Raw genomic sequence first — 20,731 nt, 5'->3', positions numbered from 1 at the left:
ACGCCTCAGTGCGAAATCGGACCCTCGCGTCAGCGCGAGATCGGACCCGCGCCTCAGCGCTCGATCGGGATCGTCACAGGTCCGTCATTGACCAGGTGCACTGCCATGTCCGCGCCGAAGCGTCCGGTCTCGACCGTGACGCCCTCGGCCCGCAGTGCCGCGACGAAATGTTCGTAGAGATGCTCGCCCAAGTCCGGTGAGGCGGCGGCGGAGAAGCCGGGGCGGTTGCCGCGCGACGTGTCGGCGGCCAGCGTGAACTGGCTGACCACGAGTGCGCCGCCGCCGGTGTCGAGGAGCGAGCGGTTCATGCGTCCGTCATCGTCGCGGAAGATCCGCAGCTTGGCGATGCGGCCGGCGAGCTGTTCGGCACTGGTCTCGGCGTCGCCCTGCATCGCGCAGACGAGGATCAGGAGGCCGGGGCCGCAGCGCCCGGCGACCGCGCCGTCGATCTCGACCCGTGCCTCGGTGACGCGCTGGACGAGGGCCTTCATCGCCGGACCTCAGCTCTCGGCATCGGCGAGGTTCAGTTCCTCGGCCCAGGGCGGGTTCGCCCCGGCGCGCGCGACGGTGATCGCGGCGGCGGCGACGCCCAGCTCGAGTGCGGTGCGCAGGGCGTCCGCGTCGCGTGTCGCCTTGGTCAGGGCGCCCGCGCGGTGCAGCCCGGCGAGGACGCCCGCGTTGAACGTGTCGCCCGCGCCCACGGTGTCGACGACCTCGGCCCGGATGGCGGGGACGTGGATCTTGCCTTCCGCGGTGATCGCGGTCGCGCCCTTGGACCCTTCGGTCAGCAGGACGATGCGCGCGCCGCGGGCCAGAACCTCTGCCGGATCGGTTCCGAGCCAGGCCATGTCCTCATCCGAGAGCTTGACGATATCGGCGGCGCCGAGCAGCCGGTCGAGCCGGGCGCGGTAGGTAACGGGGTTGGCGATGAAATCGGGGCGGATGTTCGGGTCGATCATCAGGGGCAGGTTCTGGTGCCCGAGGGCGAGCCCCTCGTAGGCCTGGGCCGACGGCTCGACCGCGAGGCTGATACCCCCGACGAAGAGCGCCGTGACGCCGCGCATGTCGGGCGCGTCCACGGGCGACAGCATCCGTCCGGCCGTACCCTCGTCGTAGAAGGCGTATTCCGCCTGCCCGTCGGTCAGGGTCACGAAGGCCAGCGTGGTCGGCCGGTCCGAGCGCGCGGTGCGGTCGGTCACGCCCGAAGCGGCGAGCGCATCGGCCAGCCGCGTGCCGAAGAGATCGGTCGAAAGCCCGGTGTGCAGGCCCACGGGCGCGCCGAGCCGCCCGAGGGCGATGGCCGTGTTGAACACCGCGCCGCCGGTGGCCGGGTAGAAGCCCGGCCCGTCCGCCGTCTCGCGCGGCAACATGTCGATCAGGGCCTCGCCCGCGCAGAGGATCATCCCTCGGCCTCCCGTCCGTGTCATCCGCGCGGACCCTAGGCCCCCCGCGCGCCGGGGCCAACCGGATTGCCGGTCACTCCGACAGCCAGCCCGCGCCGCCACCCGATGGCAGCGAGAGGCCCCCGGTCGAGATGCCGCCGCCCTCGGCCGCCGCATAGATGAAGAGCGCGATGGCCGCGACGATCAGTGCGGCGATGACGGCGAGTGCGATCTTCCACTTGGAATAAGGCCGCTCGCCCTGGACGCGCCCCGACTGGCCGTTGACGACGAAGCGGAAGGACTGGCCGCGATACTTGTAGGCCGCGACCCAGACGGGCAGCAGGACATGTTTGAATGTGACGTTGGACAGGCGCGTGTCGATCGAGGTGATCCGCTGCTGGTCGCCGCCGATATCCATCCGCACGTCGCGCGCGATGACGGCATCCATGCGCGCGCGCGCCTCGGTCAGCCCGTCCTCGAGCTCGACGCGGTAGGCTTCGGCGCGGAAGCCCGCGAGGAACTGGGGCGCGTAGGGCGCCAGCGCCGCGAGATCCCACGGCTCCAGCGCGTCGGTGTGGCGCTTGGGCAGCGAGGTCGAGGCGAGGATCGTGACGTCGTCGAAGAAGCGCCGGACGCGCCCCCGCTTGGGCGTCCAGCGGATCTTGGGCACCTGCACCGAGACGGGTTTGCCGTCGCGCATGACGGTCTGGCGGACGTAGTAGGTGTCGCCCCGGTGACCGGCATAGGCGCTGTCGGTCTGGGCGTCGAAGGTCCAGTAGGGGACGTAGACGCCCGACATCTTGCGCCCCTTGCGGGCATATTTCTGGAGGCCGTTCGGCGCGAACCACAGCGAGCCCAGCCAGTCGTTCATCGCCGCATGGGCGGTCGCTTCGTCGAGGCCGAAGGGCACGAGTGCCGCGGGCTTGATATGCCGGTTGGTGCCCGTGTCGGTGACGACGGGCGTGGCGCAGAACGGGCATTCGGCAGCGTGGATGGCCGGGTCGAATTCGACCTGCGCGCCGCAGTTCGGACAGGAGAGGACGCGGGTTTCCTCGGTCTCTGCGCCGCCGCGGTCGAGACCCGCGCGGATGTCGATCTCGCGGATGGCGGCGGGGTTGGCCCGGCCCAGCCCTTCGATATTGCCGCAATGGTCGCAGATCATCCGGTCGCCGCCGGGATCGAAGCGCATGTCGCCGCCGCAATTGTCGCACGGGAAGCGATGCTCTTCCGTCTTGGGAATTTCGGGCGGGCGCGGGGCGCCGCGGACGGTCGGGATCTTCATAGGAACCGATGTAGGGCGCGCGGCACCATGATCCGCAGCGCGTTGTCGCGCAGCCACAGATGGCGCCAGAGGTGATAGGCGACGTGGATCGCGGCGATGGCGGCCACGGCGTAGAACTCGACCGTGTGCAGCGTGCCGGCCCAGCGGTTGGCCTCGGGCAGGCCGAGGGGCGGCGCGATGGGCAGGACGGTGCCCGCGAAGAGCGTCCGGCTGGCCGTGAGCCCGAGGAGGAAGCCCGTGAAGGCCACGCCGAAAAGACCCCAGATCAACGCGAGATGGAGGGGGCGGTGGATCGCGCGCGCGGTGCCGCGCAGTTTCGGGCCGGGGCGCGAGGCGAGGCCGCGGATCACGAGATCGGCCGTCCAGATGAGGGCGAGGCTGACGAAGACCAGGCCGAAGACCGAATGCAGCTCGACCCAGGCCCAGCCCCATGATGCGACATGGGCGGGGGTGACGAGGAGAAACCAGACAAAGAACGGGACCGTCGTCCAGTGGATCAGCTTCAGCCAGGTGCGGCGGGTGAAGCGGGGCGAGGGGGCCCGCCCCCTCGCGCTCCCCCGCCCAAGGGGGCCGTCCGCCCCCTTGGAGAACCCCCGAAGGTATTTCGGGCCAGAGGACGGGTGGGGTGCGCGGGTCAATGCAGCACCTTCGGCGTGATGCGGCGAAGGGCGCCGTCGCCGAGGACGGAGGCGCGCCAGAGGTTGAAGACGGCGTGGAGGGCGGCTGCCGCGAGCGTGGCGAGCACGAGAGCGCGGGCGGCGGCAAGGTCGAGCGCGGTCGCAAGTGCCGCGAGACCGTAGAGCGCGAGAAGGACCGCATGGGCGAGATGCGCGACGCGGCGGAGCGCGCCCTTGAGCGCGGGCGAGGGGCCGCCGCGCAGGCCGAAGACGGCGGTGATCGTGCCCCAGCCGAGCGCGTGGAGGGCCAGCGCCCAGCCCGGCAGCGCCCCGAAGAGCCAAGCCACCATCGCGATGAGCGCGGTCCAGTGCAGCGCCATCACCACGGGGCGGAGGGCGGCCGGGCCCCGGCTCATGCCGCGCGCATGGCCGGGCGGACGCCGGTGCGCCGCGTGGCCTCGGCCGGGGCGTCGGGAACGATCGCGTCCCGCATGTCCTCAGCCCGCCGGGGGCGGGGGCGGGGGCATCACGGTAAAGAGCTGCGCCAGCTCGGTCACGTCCTCGGCCGTCATCCAGCCGTCCTGGCCTTGGGTCCAGACCAGCGTCTCGCGCGTGACCTCGCCATCGGCGACCATCCGTCCGAGCCGCGCCTTGGAGAACGGGCCCTTGGTCGCGCCGTTCTCGGCGATATGCCAGACATGCTCGACCGGCGGGGGCGGCGGCGGTGCGGCGGCGGGCGCCGCGCCCCAAGGGCCGGGATTGGCCATCTGCTGCGCCATGCCCATGCCCATCCCCATGCCAAGCCCCGCGCCCATCCCCGAGTTCGGCGTGGCGGCGGCGGTCTGCATCGCCTCGGACGTGGCGAAGTCGCGGTAGCGGTCGAGATCGCCCAGAACCCCCATGGAGGTGCGCTTGTCGAGTGCCGCCTCGACGGCCGGCGGCAGCGAGATGTTCTCGATATAGAGCTCGGGCACCGTGAGGCCGTACTCGGCGATCGTCGCACTGATCTGTTCGGCCACGATGCGTCCGAGATCGTCGGTGTTCGCGGCCATGTCGAGGACGGGGATACGGCTTCCGGCGAGCGCTCGGGAGGCGGCCTGCACGATCATGTTGCGGATCTGGAACTGGATCTCGTCGCGGGTGAACTCGCCGTCGGTGCCGACGATTTCCGTCATGAACTTCGCGGGGTCGCCGACCTTGATCGAATAGGTCCCGAAGGCGCGCAGGCGGACGGGGCCGAACTCCGGGTCGCGCAGCGTGATCGGGTTCTTGGTGCCCCATTTGAGATCGGTCATGCGGGTCGTCGAGACGAAGTAGATCTCGGACTTGAAGGGCGATTTGAACCCGTGATCCCAATGCTGGAGCGTCGTCATGATCGGCATGTTGTTGGTCTCGAGCATGTAGAGACCGGGCATGAAGACGTCGGCGAGCTGCCCCTCGTGGACGAACACGGCGGCCTGGCCCTCGCGGACGGTCAGCTTGGCGCCGTACTTGATCTCGTGGCCGTGGCGCTCGAACCGGTAGACGAGCGTGTCGCGGGTGTCGTCCGTCCATTCGATGACGTCGATGAACTGGCCGGAGAGAAAGTCGAAGATGGGCATGGGGACCTCCCTTGAGCGCGTCAGACCGGGCCGGCGGGCCGCAGTTCGGACGCGATGCGCTGGATGATGGGGCGGGCTTGCGCGGCGTTCATGCCGATCGAGAGCCGCGGGTCGTAGAGCATCGTCAGAAGCTCTTCGTCATGGGTCGTCAGGAGCGCGAATTCCTCGTCGTCGTTGAAGATCGACGGGCGCGCGGAGGGGCTGTCATTGGCGAGGCCCAGGCCCTGCGCGATCTCTTCGTGGTAGCAGGACAGGCGCATGAGGTCCGGGTGCTCGGACCGGATCAGCGAGATGGCGGAGACGTAGGTGTTGGGCCGGTCGGCGGTCGAGGAGGCGTAGACGGCGCAATAGGTGTTGCGGTCGAGATTGGTGATCTCGCGCACCGTGCCGCGGCTGAGGCCGGGCTCAAGCTGGCTGATGGCCGGGCCGAGGCGGCGCTGTTCGTCCACCGAGACGACGAAGACGTGATAGTTGCCGCCCGAGTTGACGACATTGATCGGATGGCCGGTCAGGCGGCGCAGGCGGGCGACGTAGGATCGCACGCGCAGGCTGTCTCGTTCGCGGGTGGCGGAATCGGAGCTGTCGCCGAAATGGAGCTGGAGGCGGACGGGTCCGTCCCAGCGGCGAAGCTGGGCGCGGCTTTGCTGGGCCACGTAGCGCCCGCCGATCTGCGTGTATTCGGAGAACAGCGCGATCCGCTCGAAATTGCGCGCCAGCTCGGTCGCACCATAGGCCGTGTCGGGGCCGCCGCCGTCGCGGCGCAGCAGGCCTTCGGTCAGGAGGCGCCGTTCGATCCGGCGGTAGAAGGCTGCGGCGGCCTGGCTTTCGGCCGAGGGGCCGGCGCTGGAGACGGGCACGGCGGGGCGTGCGGTCGGGGTCGGCGACGGATCGACGGGGGTCGCGACCGGCTGGCAGGCCGAGGTCGCGAGGGCGGCGCCGAGAAGCGCCGCCATGATCCGCCGGGCGTGCCTCACGCCGTGGGAACCGACGTGCCCGTGTTGTCGCCGACGCCGTCGCGGCGGGCCGAGGCGGAGGCCAGCGTCTCTCGCAATTCGCGCTCCATCTTCTCGAGCTCTTCCTCGGCGGCGGCGCGGCGGGCCTTGCCCTCGTCGGCGATCTGGAGGCTTTCGTTGATGGTCGCGACGAGGTCCTCGTTGGCCTGGCGCACGGCCTCGATGTCGAAGACGCCGCGCTCCATCTCCTGGCGGACGACGGAGTTCGCTTCGCGCAGGTTCTTGGCGTTCGAGGTCAGGAGTTCGTTGGTCAGGTCGTTGGCATCACGCACGGCTTCGGCGGCCTCGCGCGAGCGCTGGATGGTGACGGCCTGTGCCAGCTGCGTCTCCCACAGCGGGACCGTGTTCACGAGGGTCGAGTTGATCTTGGTCACGAGGCTCTTGTCGTTCTCCTGCACCAGCCGGATCGAGGGCAGGGACTGCATCGTCACCTGCCGCGTCAGCTTGAGGTCGTGGACCCGGCGCTCGAGATCGTCGCGGGCGGCGCGCAGGTCGCGCAGCTCCTGGCTCTGGATCATCTTCTGATCCTCGGGCGCGGCCTCGACCTCGGCCTCCTTTGCGGGGATCACGGTCGCGTCGATCTCGGCCAGCTTGGCCTCGCCCGCCGAGATGTAGAGGCCCAGCTCCTCGTAGAAATCGAGCGTCTTCTCGTAGAGCTTGTCGAGCGACTTGATATCCTTGAGGAGCACATGCTCGTGCTTGAGGAGGTCGTCGGTCACCTTGTCGATCTGGCCCTGCACGTCCTCGAACCGGCTAACGAACTTCGAGAAGGGTGCGGCGCGGCCCAGAAGCTTCTCCCACCAGGACCGCTTGCGGCGCACGTCCAGTTCGGAGACGGAAAAGCCGCGGATCGTGCTGACGATGCCGCGCAGGGAATCGCCCGCGGGGCCGACATCCTTGTTCTTGACGTCCTGCAGCATGGCCTGGCTGATCTGCTGCAACTCGGCCTGCGCCGACGAGCCGAATTCGATGATCGACTGGGTGTCGGTCATATCGAGTTCGTCCATCCGCTTGCGGATATCGGCCGCGACGGGGGCGGGGGCCTGGTCCAGCGGGACGATCGCGCCGCCCGGCTCAGGCAGGGTGACGGCGGTGACGGCCGCGATCTCGGATGCGTCTTCGGCGGCCTTCTGGCGAGTGGTCGTGTCCATGCGGTCTCTCCGGTTGGTCTAGTCTCGGACGGGCAGGCCGTCGCGTTTCAGGCGGTCGCGCAGCACCTCGATCTCGACGTCGAGGTCGGTGCGGTCGGTGACGAGCAGGGTCTCGCGCTTGGCGTCCATCCCCCGCTCGAGGTCGTCCAGAAGGGCGAAATACTCGGTCTTGGCGCCGGCATCCCGCGTCTGGGCGTAAAGGTCGGCGAACTTGGCCGTCGCGTCGCGCGCGGCCATCAGGTAGACGCCGAGGAACTTGCGCGCCGCCGTCAAGTCGCGGGGGTCGTCCTCGACGGTGCGGAACATCGCGCGGGCCTTGGCGGCGACCGAGGCGACGCGGGCCTCGGCCTCGCGATCCCTGGCGCGCAACACGGCGTCCTCCATCGCGGCGAGATGGGTCTCGGCCTCCTCGATGGTGCGGGCGACGCGCTCGGTCTGGAAGGCGTCGACGCCCTCCATCCCCTTGTCGGACATCGGGTCGAGGCCGAAGGACACCAGATGAAGCGCCGCGGCCACGATGCCGTAGATGACGCCCGCGACGAGGCCGCCGAAGCCCGTCATCGCCCCCAGCGCGACGCCGACGCCGATCAGGACGGCCCCGAAGATCTTGCGCGGCACGGCGGGGCGGCGGGCGATGCGGCGCGCGGCCCATGCGGCCTCGGCCTTGAGCCCTTCGCGCGTCAGGATCGCCGAGCCGAAGATCGCGGCCCCGGACAGAAGGTTGACGGCCAGCGGAATGGCCCCGGTCTGGACGAAGGCGGCGATGACGGGGATGACGGCCAGCGCCATCAGGATCGACGTGCGCGCGCGGCCCATCATGGGAGGCTTCAACGGCGCGGGCGGCGGTCCGCCCGCCGCCGTCTTGCCCTGGGGGCTGAATTCACCGCCGAACCGTCGCGCCATGGATCAGAGGGCCCCGCCATCGAGCATGCCGGAGCCCGCCAGCGCGACGAGCACGGCGAGGGCCGTGAAGGCGATCTTTTGCAGCCCCTCGGATTTCATCGGTGACTCCCCAGCCGTGTCCCGCGAACCCTACGCGAAGCACGCGGTGTTGTTCCAGAGGAAGCTCGGGACATGCGCGTCTTAGCCCTTGCCCGCCATCAGCCCCTTGGCCTGCGCATTGACCTTGGGGTCGGCCGCGCGCCGGTCGGCATGGAGCGCGCGGCCCGCGATGACGCCGGGGCGCGCGCCGACCTCGTCGAGCCAGCGCGCGAGGTTGGGCTTGTCGTCGAGCGTCTGCTGCTGCCCTTCCCAGAGCGAGGCCCAGCCCCAGCAGGCCATATCCGCGATCGAGTAGCACTCGCCCGCGATATAGCGCGACTTGGCAAGCTGCCGGTCCATCACGCCGTAGAGGCGCCCGGTCTCGGCGCGGTAGCGGTCCTTGGCGTAGAGCAGGTCGTTGGGCGGGTCCATCGCGGGCGCGTATTTCAGGAAGTGATGCGCCTGGCCCGCCATCGGTCCGAGGCCGCCCATCTGCCACATCAGCCACTGGTCCACCGCGATCCGCTCGCGCTCGGTCGCGCCGCAGAAGGTGCCGGTCTTGCGGGCGAGGTATTGCAGGATCGCGCCGCTCTCGAAGATGGCGATGGGCGCGCCGTCGGGGCCATCGGGGTCGACGATGGCAGGCATCCGGTTGTTGGGGCTGATGGCGAGGAAGTCCGGCCTGTGCTGGTCGCCCGCGCCGATGTTCACGAGATGCGTTTTGTAGGGCAGGTCCATCTCCTCGAGGGCGATGGAGACCTTCCAGCCGTTGGGCGTGGGCCAGAAATAGAGGTCGATGGGATCGGACATGGGGGCCTCCGTGCGGGATGCGGCGACGGTGGCGGGCCGTGGCCCCGGTTGCAAGCTTGTGACTTGATCCGGGGGGCGGATGCGGGCTATCGCCGTCCCCGAGGGGATTTGATCCAGCTTGCGGCCCTCTGATCGGGGAAACCCGGTCGCAACTCCGCTAAAGAGGCATCGGGCACGCCTGTGGCCCTCCCTCGATACTCTGGTGACACGCCATCGGCCCCCGAAGAGGTCCGCCATGAAAGACACGTCCAACCGCCCGCTCTCGCCCCGCACGAAGGCCGTCCACGCGGGCACCCGCCGCTCGCAATACGGCGAGGTCTCGGAGGCGATGTTCCTGACCCAGGGCTTCGTCTACGACAGTGCGGAAGCCGCCGAGGCACGGTTCCTCGAGGCATGCCGCGAGGAGTTCATCTACGCGCGCTACGGCAACCCCACCGTCGCGATGTTCGAAGACCGGATCGCCGCCATCGAGGGGACCGAGGACGCCTTCGCCACCGCCTCCGGCATGGCGGCGGTCAACGGCGCGCTGGTCTCGATGCTGCGGGCCGGGGACCACGTCGTGGCGGGCCGCGCGCTGTTCGGGTCGTGTCTCTATATCCTCGACGAGGTGCTGCCCCGCTACGGCGTCGAGGTCACGCTGATCGACGGCACCGACCTTGCGGCGTGGCAGGCCGCGATCCGGCCTGACACCAAGGCCTGCTTCTTCGAGAGCGTCTCGAACCCGACGCTGGAAGTGGTCGACATCGCCGGTGTCGCGGCACTCGCCCATGCCGTCGGCGCGCTGGTGATCGTCGACAACGTCTTCGCCACGCCCGTCTTCAGCCGGGCGGTCGAGCTCGGCGCGGATGTCGTCGTCTATTCCACGACCAAGCATGTGGACGGGCAGGGGCGCTGTCTGGGCGGGGTGATCTGCGGGACGACCGAGTTCATCCGCAAGACGGCCGAGCCCTATCTCAAGCACACCGGCGGCAGCATGTCGCCCTTCAACGCCTGGGTGATGCTGAAGGGTCTGGAGCATATGGACCTGCGCGTCCGGGCGCAGGCCGCGACCTGCCGCGCGCTGGCCGAGGCGCTCGAAGGTCACCCGAAGCTCGCCCGCGTGATCCATCCGCATCTGGCCTCTCATCCCCAATGTGACCTCGCCCGTGCGCAGATGGAGGAGGGGGGAACCGTCCTGTCTTTCGACGTGACCGGTGGCAAGGACGCCGCCTTCCGGGTGCTGAACGCGCTGGAAATTGTGCTGATCTCGAACAACCTGGGCGACGCGAAATCCATCGCGACCCATCCGGCGACGACGACGCATCAACGGCTGCCCGATGACCAGAAGACGATGCTGGGGATCACGCCGGGCCTGATCCGGCTGTCCTGCGGGCTGGAAGACGCGGGCGATCTCCTGGCCGACGTGCTGGGGGCGCTGGACCATGCTTGAGATCCGCGAGGGTCGGGCGGCGGACCTGCCCGCGCTGATCGAGATCTTTTGGCGCGGCGTCCACGAGGGCGCGGCCCCCCGCTACGACGACGCCGAACGGGTGGCGTGGCTGCCCGCACGGCCCGATGTGGCGGCGTTCGCGCAGCGCCTGGCCGACCAGACCGTCCGCGTGGCCGAGCGCGACGGCGCGCCCGTGGGCTTCATGACGTTGCGCGGCGACGGTTATCTCGACCTCGCCTACGTCGCGCCCGAAGAACGGGGGCAGGGCACCGCCGATGCGCTGCTCGCGGTCCTCGAGAACGGCGCGCGCGCGGCGGGCCACACCCGTCTGACGGCGCGGGCCAGCGACCTGGCGCGCCCGTTCCTCGCACGGCTGGGCTGGACGGTGGTCGCCCCCGCGCCGCAGGTCCGCGATGGCGTGACGATCCGGGCGACCGACATGATGCGCGACCTTGGACACGGCACCGCGTCGCGCGCGGCCTGAACGCGTCCCTGCCGTCCAGCCGGGGCCCCGCGTTCGGCCCCCTCCCGGTCGGATCGGGCTTGGATTCCGCCGCGTAATCCCCACATGATGCGGCCTATGCGCGAACCGAAGGGAGGGACGGCCATGAACGTCCACGCACCGGATATTGACCGCCAGCCCGACGAAGACGACGTGCGTGATGCGCTCGAGACGCTTCGCCGCTATGCCGAGGCCGGGGGGGCGCCGCTGCCCGAGGCCTACCCGATCCTCGCCGATGCCTACCCGGCGCTGGTGGCCGACGAGGCCTACCGCGCGACGCTGCCCGACCTGCAGAACGGCCCCGCCGACCTGATCCGGGGCGCGGATGTCGCGATCCAGCATGTCGGGATCTCGAACTTCCGCCTGCCGCTTCAGGTGCCGACGCGCGCGGGGCCGCGCGGCGTCGATGCGTCGGTCACCGGCACGGTCAGCCTCGCGGCGGGCCGGAAGGGCATCAACATGAGCCGCATCATGCGCAGCTTCTATGCCCATGCCGCAGGGGCGGCCGGGTTCGACGCGGTGGATGCGGCGCTCGACGCCTATCTCGCCGATCTCGGGGCCGAGGACGCGCGCATCCTTCTGCGCTTCGCGCTGCCGCTCGAGGTCGAGAGCCTGCGCTCGGGCCTGACCGGCTGGCAGTATTACGATGCCGCCTTCGAGGTGATCCGGTCGGGGGACACGCGCCGCCGGATGATCCATCTCGATTACGTCTATTCCTCGACCTGCCCCTGTTCGCTGGAGCTGTCGGAACATGCGCGGCGCACCCGGGGCCAGCTCGCCACGCCGCATTCGCAGCGCTCCGTCGCGCGTCTTTCGATCGAGGTGACGGGCGATGTGGCGATCGAGGACGTGATCGACATGTGCCGCCGCGTCGTGCCGACCGAGACGCAGGTCATGGTCAAGCGCGAGGACGAGCAGGCCTTCGCCGAACTCAACGCCGCGAACCCGATCTTCGTGGAGGACGCCGTCCGCCTCTTCTCCGAAGGGCTTGCCGCGCTGGCGGGCACCGGCGATCATCGCGTCGTCGCCTCGCATCAGGAGAGCCTGCACAGCCATGACGCGGTCTCGGTCCTGACCCATGGCCCGCTCTTCGCCGCCGAGACGCTCGAGCCGCGTCTCTTCGGGACGCTCGTGCATCCGGGCTAGACCCGTCCGCGCGCCCGTGGCACGGTTCGCCACGGGGTCGCGCACACCCCGCCACAGGTCCCCGGACCCAAGTCGCGCATCCAGAAACCGTTCAATCGGAGGATGCCCCTTGGCCCATGACCACACCACGATCACCCCCGCAGCACTTGCCACGATCCTGCACGCGCCCGACGCGCCGGTCCTGATCGACCTGCGCGACGACGAGGATGCGGCCGCCGATCCGCGCCGCATTCCCGGCGCCCGCGCGGACACACTGGCCGCGCTCGAGGACGGGCCATTGCCCGCGGGTCCGGCCGTCTGCACCTGCCAGAAGGGCGGCAAGCTGAGCCAGATCGGCGCGGGTCTTCTTCGCGCGCGGGGCGTAGCGGCCCTGTCGATGACCGGCGGCCATCTGGACTGGGTAGCCGCGGGGCTGCCGCTGATGACAGCGCGGGACTTGCCCGCGCGCTGGATCGTGGCCGCGGATGCGGGCTGGGACGAGCTCGCGGCGCTTTGGGTGCTGCGGCGCCTCGTGGATCGCCGCGCCTCGGTCCTGCCGGTCACGCGGGACTGGCTGGAGCCCGCGCTGGCGGTGCGCGACGCGGAACCCGTGCCCGGAACGGCGGCCGAAATGGCGGCGCTGGCGGGTCTCGATCATCCCGCGCTGGCGCAGCTTGCCGGCGGCCCCGAACGGATTTTGGCCGGGCGTCTGACACGGGTTGTGACACCGCTGGACGCGCTCGATCTGGTCGATGATTGGCTGGCCGGGCGGTCGGCATGACCGTGCCGTCCTGGGCCGAGATGACGGCCGTCTTCGGGCGCATCGGCGTGTTGTCCTTCGGAGGACCGGCGGCGCAGATCGCGCTGATGCATCGCGAGTTGGTGGACCGGACGCGCTGGCTCGACGAGGACCTGTTCCTCCGGGGGCTGGGCTTCTGCTCGCTCCTGCCGGGGCCCGAGGCGATGCAGCTTGCGACCTTCGCGGGCTGGCGGCTGCGCGGCACGGCCGGGGGGCTTCTTGCGGGCCTGCTCTTCGTACTGCCCGGCGCGGTGGTGATGGCGGCGCTGGCGGCGCTCTACCTGAGCTATGGGCGGCTGCCGCTCGTCGAGGCGGCGTTCCTCGGGGTGAAGGCCGCGGCGCTGGCGATCGTGGCGGGCGCGCTCTGGAAGCTCCGGGCCAAGGCGTTGCGCGGGCCGGTCGCGCTCGGCGTCGCGGTCGCGGCCTTCGCGGCGCTCTTCGTCTTCGGCGCGCCCTTCTGGGCGGTGCTGGGGGCGGCGATCCTGCTGGGGCTCGCGCGCCCCTCGGGCACGGCGCCGGAGGATGCGCCCGTCCGCCACGCGGGCACGGTCCGAACGGTGGCGACCTGGCTTGCGATCTGGTGGCTGCCGCTTCTGGCGGTGATGGCGCTGGCGCCCGGTTCGGTCCCGGCCGAGGCGGCGGTGTTCTTCAGCTGGCTCGCCACCGTTAGCTTCGGCGGCGCCTATGCCGTGCTCGCCGCTCTGGCGCAAACGGCGGTCGAGGCACAGGGCTGGCTGAGCCCCGAGCAGATGATCGACGGGCTGGGCCTGGCCGAGACGACGCCGGGGCCGCTGATCCTCGTGACGCTGTTCACGGGCTGGCTGGGCGGGGCGCAGGCGGGGGGCTGGCCGGTGGCGGCGGCGACGGGTCTCGTGACGCTCTGGGCGACTTTCGCGCCGTGCTTTCTGTGGATTTTCGCGGGAGCGCCGCATCTCGATCGGCTCTCGGCGATGCCGCGTCTGCGCGGCGCGCTCGACATGGTGTCGGCGGCGGTCGCGGGGGTAATCGCGAACCTGTCGCTCTGGTTTGCCATCCACGTCCTTTTCCGGCGGGTGGACGAGGGCGGGTTCGGCCCGCCGGTGCCCGACTGGGCGTCCTTCGACCCGATCGCCGGCGCTTTGGCTGCGATCGCGTTGGTCTGGCTGCTGGTCCTGAAGCGCGGCCTCTTCGAGACGCTGGTGCTGGCCGCGACCCTCGGGGCGGCGGCGCATCTGGCGGGAGTCTAGCCCGCGGCGCGGACCGCCTCGGCCACGTCGTCGACGACGCGATCCAAAAGGGCCGGATCTTCGCATTCGGCCATCACGCGGATCAACGGCTCGGTCCCCGACGCCCGGATCAGGAGGCGGCCCTTGCCGGTCAGCGCGTCCTCGGCCGCTGCGATGGCGGTCTGCACGCCGGCGGCGGCCAGCGGGTTCGCGCCGTTGGCATAGGCCACGTTGTCGAGCCGCTGCGGCACCGGTTCGAACACGTCCATCAGCTCGGACGCGGGGCGCCCGGTTCGCACCATCTCGGCGGCAAATTGCAGTCCCGCGATAAGGCCGTCGCCGGTGGTGGCGTAATCGGTCATGACGATATGGCCCGATTGCTCGCCGCCGAGGTTGAAGCCGCCCCGGCGCATCGCCTCGACCACGTGACGGTCGCCGACCTTGGTGCGGTGAAGCTTGAGATCCTGCGACGCGAGATGCCGTTCGAGGCCGAGATTGGACATCACGGTCGCCACAAGCGTGTTGCCCGCGAGCCGACCCTCGCCCGCCCAGCGCGCCGCGAAGAGCGCCATGAGCTGGTCGCCATCCGCCACGCGCCCGGCGGCGTCGAGGATCATCACCCGGTCCGCGTCGCCATCGAGCGAGATGGCCAGGTCGGCGCCATGGGCGACGACCGCCGCCGCCGCCGTGTCGGTATGGGTCGAGCCGCATTCGCGGTTGATGTTGCGCCCGTCCGGCGCGACGCCGATCGGTATGACGGTTGCGCCCAGTTCGGCCAGCACTTCTGGGGCAGCGCGGTAGGCGGCCCCGTTGGCGCAATCGACCACGATCTTCAGCCCTTCCAGCGTCATGCCGGCGGGGATCGTCGTCTTGGCGTATTCGACATAGCGCCCGCGCCCGTCGTCGATCCGCTTGGCCCGGCCGATGTTCTGCGCCTCGGCGGGGCGGACCCCTTCCTCGACCATGCGCTCGATTTCGGCCTCGGCGGCATCCGACAGCTTGAAGCCGTCCGGCCCGAAGAGCTTGATGCCGTTGTCGTCGGCGGGGTTGTGGCTTGCCGAGATCATCACGCCGAGATCGGCGCGCATCGACCGCGCCAAGAGGCCGACGGCAGGGGTCGGGACCGGCCCGAGCAGAAGCACGTTCATGCCCGTCGAGGTCAGGCCCGCGGTCAGCGCGTTCTCGATCATGTAGCCCGATTGCCGCGTGTCCTTGCCGATGACGACCCGGTGCGCATGCAGCGAATGGCCCGCGTCGCGCCGGAAGTAGCGCCCCGCCGCCGCCCCGATGCGCAGCGCCATCTCGGCGGTCATATTGCCCTCGTTGGCGCGCCCGCGCACGCCGTCGGTCCCGAACAGGCCCATGCTCACTCTCCCGTCACGGCCCGCCAGAGCGCGAGCGCCTGCACCGTCTCGGGCACGTCGTGCACACGGTGAATCTGGATGCCTTGTGCCACGGATGCCAGCGTCACCGCCAGCGTTCCCGGTCCCCGATCGCGCGGCGCAGGCGCGGCGCCCAGATCGCCGATGAACCGCTTGCGCGACGCGCCCAGCAGGATCGGCACGCCGAGCCCGTGGAACAGGCCGATATCGCGCAGGAGGGCGAGGTTGTGGGATTGCGTCTTGCCGAAACCGATGCCCGGATCGACCACGATGCGGTCGCGCGGGATGCCCGCGGCGAGTGCCGCACCGATCCGGTCCGCCAGCGCATCGTACACGTCGAGACGGACATCGCCATAATGCGGGTCGTCCTGCATCGTCGCGGGCGTGCCCACGCTGTGCATCAGGCAGATCGCCGCCCCCGAGGCCGCGACGGTGGCGGCCATCTCGGGGTCGAAGGCCAGAGCCGAGACGTCGTTGATCATCGCGGCCCCGGCCCCGAGGGCGTGGCGGGCCACCTCGGCCTTGCGGGTGTCGACGCTGATCCGGCGGCCGCCGAGCGCGGCGAGGACGGGAGCGAGCCGCTCGATCTCCTCGGCCGCGGGGATCTCGGCGGCGCCAGGGCGCGTGCTCTCGGCACCGAGGTCAAGGATGTCTGCGCCCGCCATCTCTTCGGCGGCGGCGGTGGCTGCCTCCACCGCGAGATGGGCGCCGCCATCCGAGAAGCTGTCGGGCGTGATGTTCAGGATGCCCATGACGCGCGGGGCATCGAAGGTGAGGCCCGCGACCGGTGCCCGGGGGGAGATGAGGGGGGCGAGTTCGGCCGCGTCGCAGTCAGAGACGGGCACGACCTCGCGCGGGCGGCCCCGTTCGAGCCGCGCGACGCGATCGAAGCGCAGCCATCCGCCCGCGAGGTTCGGGCCGTCGGCGTCCCGCGCGGGCAGGGGCAGAAGATAGGCCATCAGACCGCGTCGAGCGATCCGGCCTGCCGCTCGGGGACTGAGCCGCCGGGCGCGGCCGGGCCGGGGAGGACAAGCTCGACCGCGTCGAACTCGGCCGCGAACCAGCGGGCCAGCGTTGCGGGGTCGGCATTCTCGGGGCCATGGGTCGCGTCGAGCACGATGCGGGACGGCGCCCAGAGGGTGATGCCGCCCCGGCGCATCGACCAGTCGAGCTCGGTCCGGCTGTCGACAACGACGCAGCGATCGTCGCGGGCCGCCAGCCGCCAGGCCGCCTGCTCCATCGCCAGAAGGTCGATCCGGCGCTGGGGCATCGGGTGGGCCGCGCGCGGTGCGTCGAAATCGGGCGTTGCGATCAGGATGGTGGGCACCGGGTCGCCCGCAAGCCGGTCCAGCATCGCGCCCAGCGCGGGATCGTCCTGCGCCCCTTCGGCCAGCAGGACGATTCGCGGCGTGGGCGCATCCTCGGCCAAGGGGACCACGGGACCGGCGGCGCGGGACCGCACGATCTCGACGCCCAGCACATGCGGGCCGCGATCCAGCTTCTCGATCCGCACGAAGACGCGGGCGGCGCGGTCGTGCAGGAGGACGCGGGCGGCGATGCGCTCGGCCAGCGTCTCGAGCAGGTTCAGGCGCTCCGCCTCGAGTTCGACATCGATCGCCTCGATCAGCGTGTCATAGGACAGGATGCCGTCCACGTCGTCGCCCAGCACCGCCTCGGTGTCAGGCACGACCTCGGCCACGATGTCGAAGCGGACCCGTTGCAATACGCCGCGTTCCAGCTGGAAGGCACCGATCTCGACCTCGCGGACATGCTCGCGCAGCGAGATCCGGTCCAGCGGCAACGCGTCCGCGCGCGCCCGGTCGAGCGGGGCGGCGAAGGCGAGGCGCAGCGCATGCTGGTCGCGGGCGTGACGGTCGGACATGGGGCAGAGGGTCCAAGGCGCGAAGGGCCTCCATCTCAGACCACGGGTCGGGACGGAAAAAAACCCCCGGACCGTCGGCCCGGGGGTCGTTTGCGTCATGCGGCGGCCGATCAGGCGCCGGGGATCTGCTTGTAGAAGATGTGCTGCCCGACCTTGGCCGTGCGCGGATAGACCTTGGCCCAGTGCGGGTTCACGTAATCGGCATGGTAATGCGTCGCGTCGGCGGTCAGCGCGCGCGGGGCGCCGTCGATCAGGAGGCGGGCGATCTTGCCGGCCTTGTCCCAGGCGGCCGGCTCGGTCACGCGCTCGGGGATGCCGTCGCAGGTATAGCTGAACTGGCAGGCGTGCAGCCGGCCGGTGCCCTGGTTCACGACCTTGCAGATCGAGCGGGGATACCGGGGGCTGTCGACGCGGTTGAGGATGACTTCGGCGACGGCGACCTGGCCCGCGACAGGCTCGCCCCGCGCCTCGAAATAGATCGCCTCGGTCAGGCAGCGCCACTGCGCGTTGCCGGTGGCGCGGTCCATGTCGCTGAGAAGATCGCGATCGATCTGCTCGATCCGGGCGGCGTCGTCGGCCCGCGCGTCCGAGAGGGGCCGCGCGCGGCGGTCGAGGACCGAGCCGCCCGCTTCGGGGCCGGAGTTGAGGCTGGCCAGTTTCGTCCAGCCGGAGAGCCCGACACCGCCGAGCTGGGGTTGTACCACCTGTGCCGCACCCTGGGTCGCAACGCACACGAAAAGAGAGACCGCAACCACGCGGACCACGCCGAAAACCTTAAGCATATTCAAGTCTGTCCTATCCGTTCGGACGCTGTGACGGCTGTACCCTTTGCGGGTTATCGTTCCGTCAACGTCCACCCTTTTGTCTGAGCGGGACAGGTGCGGTCTCGAAGCGATGTTTGCAACCGCAGCATTGGGCGAAAGGTTGCGTTCGGCGGCGCTAACGGGACCGGATTCGCGAATTCCTGCCGATTTTAGTCAGGATCGGCGCGAATCTGCCGCATCGCTGCCGAGAATTGTCGCATGGGCCGCCGCGAGCTTGGCCACGGGCACCCGGAAGGGCGAGCAGGACACGTAGTCGAATCCGGCCAAACGACAAAAGGCGATCGATTCGGGACTGCCCCCATGTTCGCCGCAGAGCGCCACCGTGATGTCGGGCCGAACCGCCCGCCCGCGCGCAGCCCCCAGCAGAAGAAGTTCGCCCACCCCGTCCACGTCGAGCGTGCCGAACGGGTCCTCGGGATAGACGCCCTCATTGACATAGGCCGACATGAACCGCCCCGCGTCGTCGCGAGACAGGCCATAGGTCATCTGCGTCAGGTCGTTGGTCCCAAAGCTGAGGAAATGGGCCATCTCGGCGATTTCGCCGGCGCGCAGAGCGGCGCGCGGCGTCTCGACCATCACGCCAAGGCGGTAGTCGAATTCGGTGCCCGATTCCTCGCGGACGGCGGCGGCGATGGCGTCGATGCGGCGCTTGACCAGCTCGACCTCGCGCCGGGCGGTGACCAGCGGGATCATGATCTCCGGGGTGACGACGGAGCCCTCGCCAAGGGCCGCGACGGTCGCCTCGAAGATGGCGCGGGCCTGCATCTCGTAGATCTCGGGCATGGCGATCCCGAGGCGGACGCCCCGCATCCCCAGCATGGGATTGTATTCCTGCATCGCCGCGATCCGGGTCTTCACCTCGGACAGCGGCCGGTCGAGCGCGGCGGCCAGATCGCTGATGCCCTGCCCCTCGGAGGGCAGGAATTCGTGCAGCGGCGGATCGAGCAGGCGGATGCAGACCGGCAGGCCCGACATCAGCGTGAAAAGCTCGGTGAAATCGTCCCGCTGCATCGGGAGCAGGCGTTCGAGCGCCGCGGCCCGGTCCGATGGGCCTTCGGCGAAGATCATCTCGCGCATCACGGTCAGGCGGGCGGGGTCGAAGAACATGTGCTCGGTCCGGCAAAGTCCGATCCCGTCGACGCCGAAGCCGCGCGCCAGCGTCGCGTCGGCCACGGTGTCCGCATTTGCGCGCACGCCGATATCCCGTGCCTGGTCCGACCATGCCATGATGTCGCGGAAGGCGTCGTCGAGCATCGGCTCCTGCGTCGGGACGAGCCCGTCGAGCACCTCGCCCGAGGAGCCGTCTATCGTGATGTTGTCGCCTTCGCCCAGCACGCGCCCGTCGGCCAGCGTGACGGTCCTGTCCTTGCCCGACACGCGCAGGCCCGTGGCGCCTGTGACGCAGGGCAAGCCGAGGCCGCGCGCGATCACGGCGGCGTGGCTGGTGGTGCCGCCGCGCTCGGTCAGCACGCCGTCGGCCGCATGCATGCCGCGCACGTCGTCGGGCGAGGTTTCGCGGCGGACGAGGATGCAGGCCTCGTCGCGCGAGAGCGCCGCCTGCGCTTCGGCCGGATCGAAGACGAGGCGACCGGACGCGGCCCCCGGCGATGCGGCGACGCCGCGCGCAAGCACCGTGCGGGGCGCGTCGATGTCGATCTGGCGGTGAAGCAGGCGGCTGAGCGTGGCAGGCGCAATCCGGAGCAGCGCCTCGGAGCGCGGAATGATGCCGTCGCGGGCCAGCGCCGTGACGATGGCGACCCCGGCGCGCGCCTCGCGCGGGCAGCGGACGGCGTCGAGCACGGCGAGGCGGCCCTGGTCGATGGTGAATTCGACCTGCATCTCCTCGCGCAGGCGGGCGCGGCAGCGGGCGCCGACGTCCAGAAGCTCGGCATAGACCTCGGGCAGCAATTCCTCGAGCGAGGGGCCGCGCGCGTCGCGCGTGAGATACAGCGCGCGGTCGGGCGCGCGGAGCGCTTCGCGGCCCATGGCCTGCCCCATGTAGCGGCCCGTGACCTGCGGCACGCCGGTCGCCGGATCGACGAATTGCACCACGCCCGAGCCGGATTGGCCCGGCCCCATGCCCTGCGCCATGCGCTGTACCACGAGCCCGAGCCCCGCATCGGCGGGCGCGCCCTGGGCCTGACGGAGAAGGCGCGCGGAGGTGCCCTCCCACGCGCGGGCCATCGCGCGGAGCACGGCGGCGAGCTGGTCGCGGATATCCTGCGGGAACGGCTCTTCCATCTCCTCCTCGAAGACGGCGCGGGCGGCGGCGGGGGTGGTGGCCGCCTCGAACGGGGCCTCGTCCAGTCGCATCACCTCGATCGCGAAGGAGCGGATGAAGCGCAGGTAGAGCTTGTCGGCCACCGCGTCGCCCAGCGTGTTCGACAGCCAGGCATGGGCGTGATCGTTCATGCCGATATTGAGGACGGCGCCGGGGCCGCCCCAATCGGGCGTCTCGGAGGAGGACCGCACGGACAGCAGGCGCGGCTCGCCGTCGAAGAGCGAGATCAGCGTCGAGAGGTCGATCATCTTGCCCCCCGCGATGTCGCGCACGGCGTCGAACGGGATGGCGACGGTATGCGGAACCGGCAGCTCCATGCGGATCAGCCGCTGCAGGCACTTGGCACGCTTGCCATGCCGCTCGCCCTTGATATCGGCGGTCGGCGTGATTTCGGTGAAGCGTGGCGTATCAAGCATGGCCGGTTTCCTTTGCACTTGCAGCATAGCGTAATGCTGCAATGCGGCA

20 protein-coding genes are annotated in these 20,731 nt (G+C 70.4%); 5 read left to right on the top strand and 15 right to left on the bottom strand.

Translation table 11 applies throughout. The annotated features are described in order from the left end of the window. Positions 1–53: 53 nt before the first annotated feature. The 10 genes from dtd to Q0833_RS11160 form a co-directional block, all read right to left on the bottom strand. Positions 54–491 (bottom strand): D-aminoacyl-tRNA deacylase, encoded by a 438-nt coding sequence (gene dtd / locus Q0833_RS11205; RefSeq protein WP_298434153.1) that lies wholly within the window; start codon positions 489–491, stop codon positions 54–56. Positions 492–500: 9 nt separating this feature from the next. Beyond that, the gene (locus tag Q0833_RS11200) at positions 501–1,403 is read right to left on the bottom strand and encodes a carbohydrate kinase (RefSeq protein WP_298434150.1); all 903 of its coding nucleotides are present in this window, start codon (positions 1,401–1,403) and stop codon (positions 501–503) included. A gap of 73 nt (positions 1,404–1,476) precedes the next feature. After that, entirely contained in the window at positions 1,477–2,571 is a 1,095-nt protein-coding gene (locus Q0833_RS11195) for a primosomal protein N' (replication factor Y) - superfamily II helicase (RefSeq protein ID WP_298434147.1), read from the bottom strand. Between the two features lie 89 nt (positions 2,572–2,660). Beyond that, positions 2,661–3,302 carry a cytochrome b/b6 domain-containing protein gene (locus Q0833_RS11190; protein WP_298434144.1) on the bottom strand — a complete coding sequence of 214 codons (642 nt, stop codon included), beginning with the start codon at positions 3,300–3,302 and terminating at the stop codon, positions 2,661–2,663. Then, entirely contained in the window at positions 3,299–3,697 is a 399-nt protein-coding gene (locus tag Q0833_RS11185) for a hypothetical protein (RefSeq protein WP_298434141.1), read from the bottom strand. The genes Q0833_RS11190 and Q0833_RS11185 overlap by 4 nt, the downstream gene beginning before the upstream one ends. Positions 3,698–3,778: 81 nt before the next feature. After that, positions 3,779–4,882: an SPFH domain-containing protein gene (locus tag Q0833_RS11180; RefSeq protein ID WP_298434138.1), complete on the bottom strand. Its 1,104-nt coding sequence runs from the start codon at positions 4,880–4,882 to the stop codon at positions 3,779–3,781. A gap of 20 nt (positions 4,883–4,902) precedes the next feature. Then, positions 4,903–5,835 carry a DUF2927 domain-containing protein gene (locus Q0833_RS11175; RefSeq protein WP_298434135.1) on the bottom strand — a complete coding sequence of 311 codons (933 nt, stop codon included), beginning with the start codon at positions 5,833–5,835 and terminating at the stop codon, positions 4,903–4,905. Positions 5,836–5,852: 17 nt separating this feature from the next. Beyond that, the gene (locus Q0833_RS11170) at positions 5,853–7,046 is read right to left on the bottom strand and encodes a toxic anion resistance protein (RefSeq protein WP_298434132.1); all 1,194 of its coding nucleotides are present in this window, start codon (positions 7,044–7,046) and stop codon (positions 5,853–5,855) included. A gap of 18 nt (positions 7,047–7,064) precedes the next feature. Beyond that, positions 7,065–7,949, bottom strand: coding sequence for a 5-bromo-4-chloroindolyl phosphate hydrolysis family protein (locus Q0833_RS11165; RefSeq protein ID WP_298434129.1), 885 nt, complete (start codon positions 7,947–7,949; stop codon positions 7,065–7,067). A gap of 180 nt (positions 7,950–8,129) precedes the next feature. Further along, positions 8,130–8,837 carry a glutathione S-transferase N-terminal domain-containing protein gene (locus tag Q0833_RS11160; RefSeq protein WP_298434127.1) on the bottom strand — a complete coding sequence of 236 codons (708 nt, stop codon included), beginning with the start codon at positions 8,835–8,837 and terminating at the stop codon, positions 8,130–8,132. A 235-nt stretch (positions 8,838–9,072) separates the two neighbouring features. Here Q0833_RS11160 and metZ point away from each other — a divergent pair, with 235 nt between their 5' ends. The 5 genes from metZ (at position 9,073) to chrA (ending at position 13,918) form a co-directional block, all read left to right on the top strand. Then, a complete protein-coding gene (metZ, locus tag Q0833_RS11155) occupies positions 9,073–10,266 on the top strand; it encodes an O-succinylhomoserine sulfhydrylase (RefSeq protein ID WP_298434125.1) in 1,194 nt (397 codons plus the stop codon). Beyond that, positions 10,259–10,750 carry a GNAT family N-acetyltransferase gene (locus Q0833_RS11150; protein ID WP_298434123.1) on the top strand — a complete coding sequence of 164 codons (492 nt, stop codon included), beginning with the start codon at positions 10,259–10,261 and terminating at the stop codon, positions 10,748–10,750. The genes metZ and Q0833_RS11150 overlap by 8 nt, the downstream gene beginning before the upstream one ends. Positions 10,751–10,873: 123 nt before the next feature. Then, a complete protein-coding gene (gene folE2, locus Q0833_RS11145) occupies positions 10,874–11,914 on the top strand; it encodes a GTP cyclohydrolase FolE2 (RefSeq protein WP_298434121.1) in 1,041 nt (346 codons plus the stop codon). A gap of 109 nt (positions 11,915–12,023) precedes the next feature. Continuing rightward, on the top strand, positions 12,024–12,674 hold the full coding sequence (locus Q0833_RS11140) for a hypothetical protein (RefSeq protein ID WP_298434117.1): 651 nt from the start codon (positions 12,024–12,026) through the stop codon (positions 12,672–12,674). Then, positions 12,671–13,918, top strand: a complete 1,248-nt coding sequence (gene chrA, locus Q0833_RS11135; protein ID WP_298434114.1) for a chromate efflux transporter — start codon at positions 12,671–12,673, stop codon at positions 13,916–13,918. The genes Q0833_RS11140 and chrA overlap by 4 nt, the downstream gene beginning before the upstream one ends. Here the strand turns inward: chrA and glmM are convergent. The 5 genes from glmM to Q0833_RS11110 all read right to left on the bottom strand — a co-directional run bounded on the left by glmM (position 13,915) and on the right by Q0833_RS11110 (position 20,682). Next, positions 13,915–15,267, bottom strand: coding sequence for a phosphoglucosamine mutase (glmM, locus tag Q0833_RS11130; protein ID WP_298434111.1), 1,353 nt, complete (start codon positions 15,265–15,267; stop codon positions 13,915–13,917). The genes chrA and glmM overlap by 4 nt on opposite strands. Beyond that, the gene (gene folP / locus Q0833_RS11125; protein WP_298434108.1) at positions 15,264–16,238 is read right to left on the bottom strand and encodes a dihydropteroate synthase; all 975 of its coding nucleotides are present in this window, start codon (positions 16,236–16,238) and stop codon (positions 15,264–15,266) included. The genes glmM and folP overlap by 4 nt, the downstream gene beginning before the upstream one ends. Further along, entirely contained in the window at positions 16,238–17,161 is a 924-nt protein-coding gene (locus Q0833_RS11120) for a dihydroneopterin aldolase (RefSeq protein ID WP_298434105.1), read from the bottom strand. Before Q0833_RS11120 ends, folP begins: the two co-directional genes overlap by 1 nt. A 110-nt stretch (positions 17,162–17,271) precedes the next feature. Next, positions 17,272–17,865, bottom strand: coding sequence for a cell wall hydrolase (locus Q0833_RS11115; RefSeq protein ID WP_298434102.1), 594 nt, complete (start codon positions 17,863–17,865; stop codon positions 17,272–17,274). Positions 17,866–18,138: 273 nt separating this feature from the next. Beyond that, on the bottom strand, positions 18,139–20,682 hold the full coding sequence (locus Q0833_RS11110; RefSeq protein WP_298434099.1) for a putative PEP-binding protein: 2,544 nt from the start codon (positions 20,680–20,682) through the stop codon (positions 18,139–18,141). Between the last annotated feature and the right edge of the window lie 49 nt (positions 20,683–20,731).

Origin of the sequence: uncultured Jannaschia sp. (genome assembly GCF_947503795.1) — a bacterium.
In the GTDB taxonomy this organism is placed as follows: domain Bacteria; phylum Pseudomonadota; class Alphaproteobacteria; order Rhodobacterales; family Rhodobacteraceae; genus Jannaschia.
Note: the sequence above shows the minus strand (reverse complement) of the source record. Positions and strands in the feature narration are given on the sequence as shown.

What these genes read in the sequence shown, in the direction of transcription:
- dtd (WP_298434153.1), bottom strand. Translation starts at nt 491, where the DNA reads ATGAAGGCCCTCGTCCAGCGCGTCACCGAGGCACGGGTCGAGATCGAC.
- Q0833_RS11200 (WP_298434150.1), bottom strand. Translation starts at nt 1,403, where the DNA reads ATGATCCTCTGCGCGGGCGAGGCCCTGATCGACATGTTGCCGCGCGAG.
- Q0833_RS11195 (WP_298434147.1), bottom strand. Translation starts at nt 2,571, where the DNA reads ATGCGCTTCGATCCCGGCGGCGACCGGATGATCTGCGACCATTGCGGC.
- Q0833_RS11185 (WP_298434141.1), bottom strand. Translation starts at nt 3,697, where the DNA reads ATGAGCCGGGGCCCGGCCGCCCTCCGCCCCGTGGTGATGGCGCTGCAC.
- Q0833_RS11180 (WP_298434138.1), bottom strand. Translation starts at nt 4,882, where the DNA reads ATGCCCATCTTCGACTTTCTCTCCGGCCAGTTCATCGACGTCATCGAA.
- Q0833_RS11175 (WP_298434135.1), bottom strand. Translation starts at nt 5,835, where the DNA reads ATGGCGGCGCTTCTCGGCGCCGCCCTCGCGACCTCGGCCTGCCAGCCG.
- Q0833_RS11170 (WP_298434132.1), bottom strand. Translation starts at nt 7,046, where the DNA reads ATGGACACGACCACTCGCCAGAAGGCCGCCGAAGACGCATCCGAGATC.
- Q0833_RS11165 (WP_298434129.1), bottom strand. Translation starts at nt 7,949, where the DNA reads ATGGCGCGACGGTTCGGCGGTGAATTCAGCCCCCAGGGCAAGACGGCG.
- Q0833_RS11160 (WP_298434127.1), bottom strand. Translation starts at nt 8,837, where the DNA reads ATGTCCGATCCCATCGACCTCTATTTCTGGCCCACGCCCAACGGCTGG.
- metZ (WP_298434125.1), top strand. Translation starts at nt 9,073, where the DNA reads ATGAAAGACACGTCCAACCGCCCGCTCTCGCCCCGCACGAAGGCCGTC.
- Q0833_RS11150 (WP_298434123.1), top strand. Translation starts at nt 10,259, where the DNA reads ATGCTTGAGATCCGCGAGGGTCGGGCGGCGGACCTGCCCGCGCTGATC.
- folE2 (WP_298434121.1), top strand. Translation starts at nt 10,874, where the DNA reads ATGAACGTCCACGCACCGGATATTGACCGCCAGCCCGACGAAGACGAC.
- chrA (WP_298434114.1), top strand. Translation starts at nt 12,671, where the DNA reads ATGACCGTGCCGTCCTGGGCCGAGATGACGGCCGTCTTCGGGCGCATC.
- folP (WP_298434108.1), bottom strand. Translation starts at nt 16,238, where the DNA reads ATGGCCTATCTTCTGCCCCTGCCCGCGCGGGACGCCGACGGCCCGAAC.
- Q0833_RS11120 (WP_298434105.1), bottom strand. Translation starts at nt 17,161, where the DNA reads ATGTCCGACCGTCACGCCCGCGACCAGCATGCGCTGCGCCTCGCCTTC.
- Q0833_RS11110 (WP_298434099.1), bottom strand. Translation starts at nt 20,682, where the DNA reads ATGCTTGATACGCCACGCTTCACCGAAATCACGCCGACCGCCGATATC.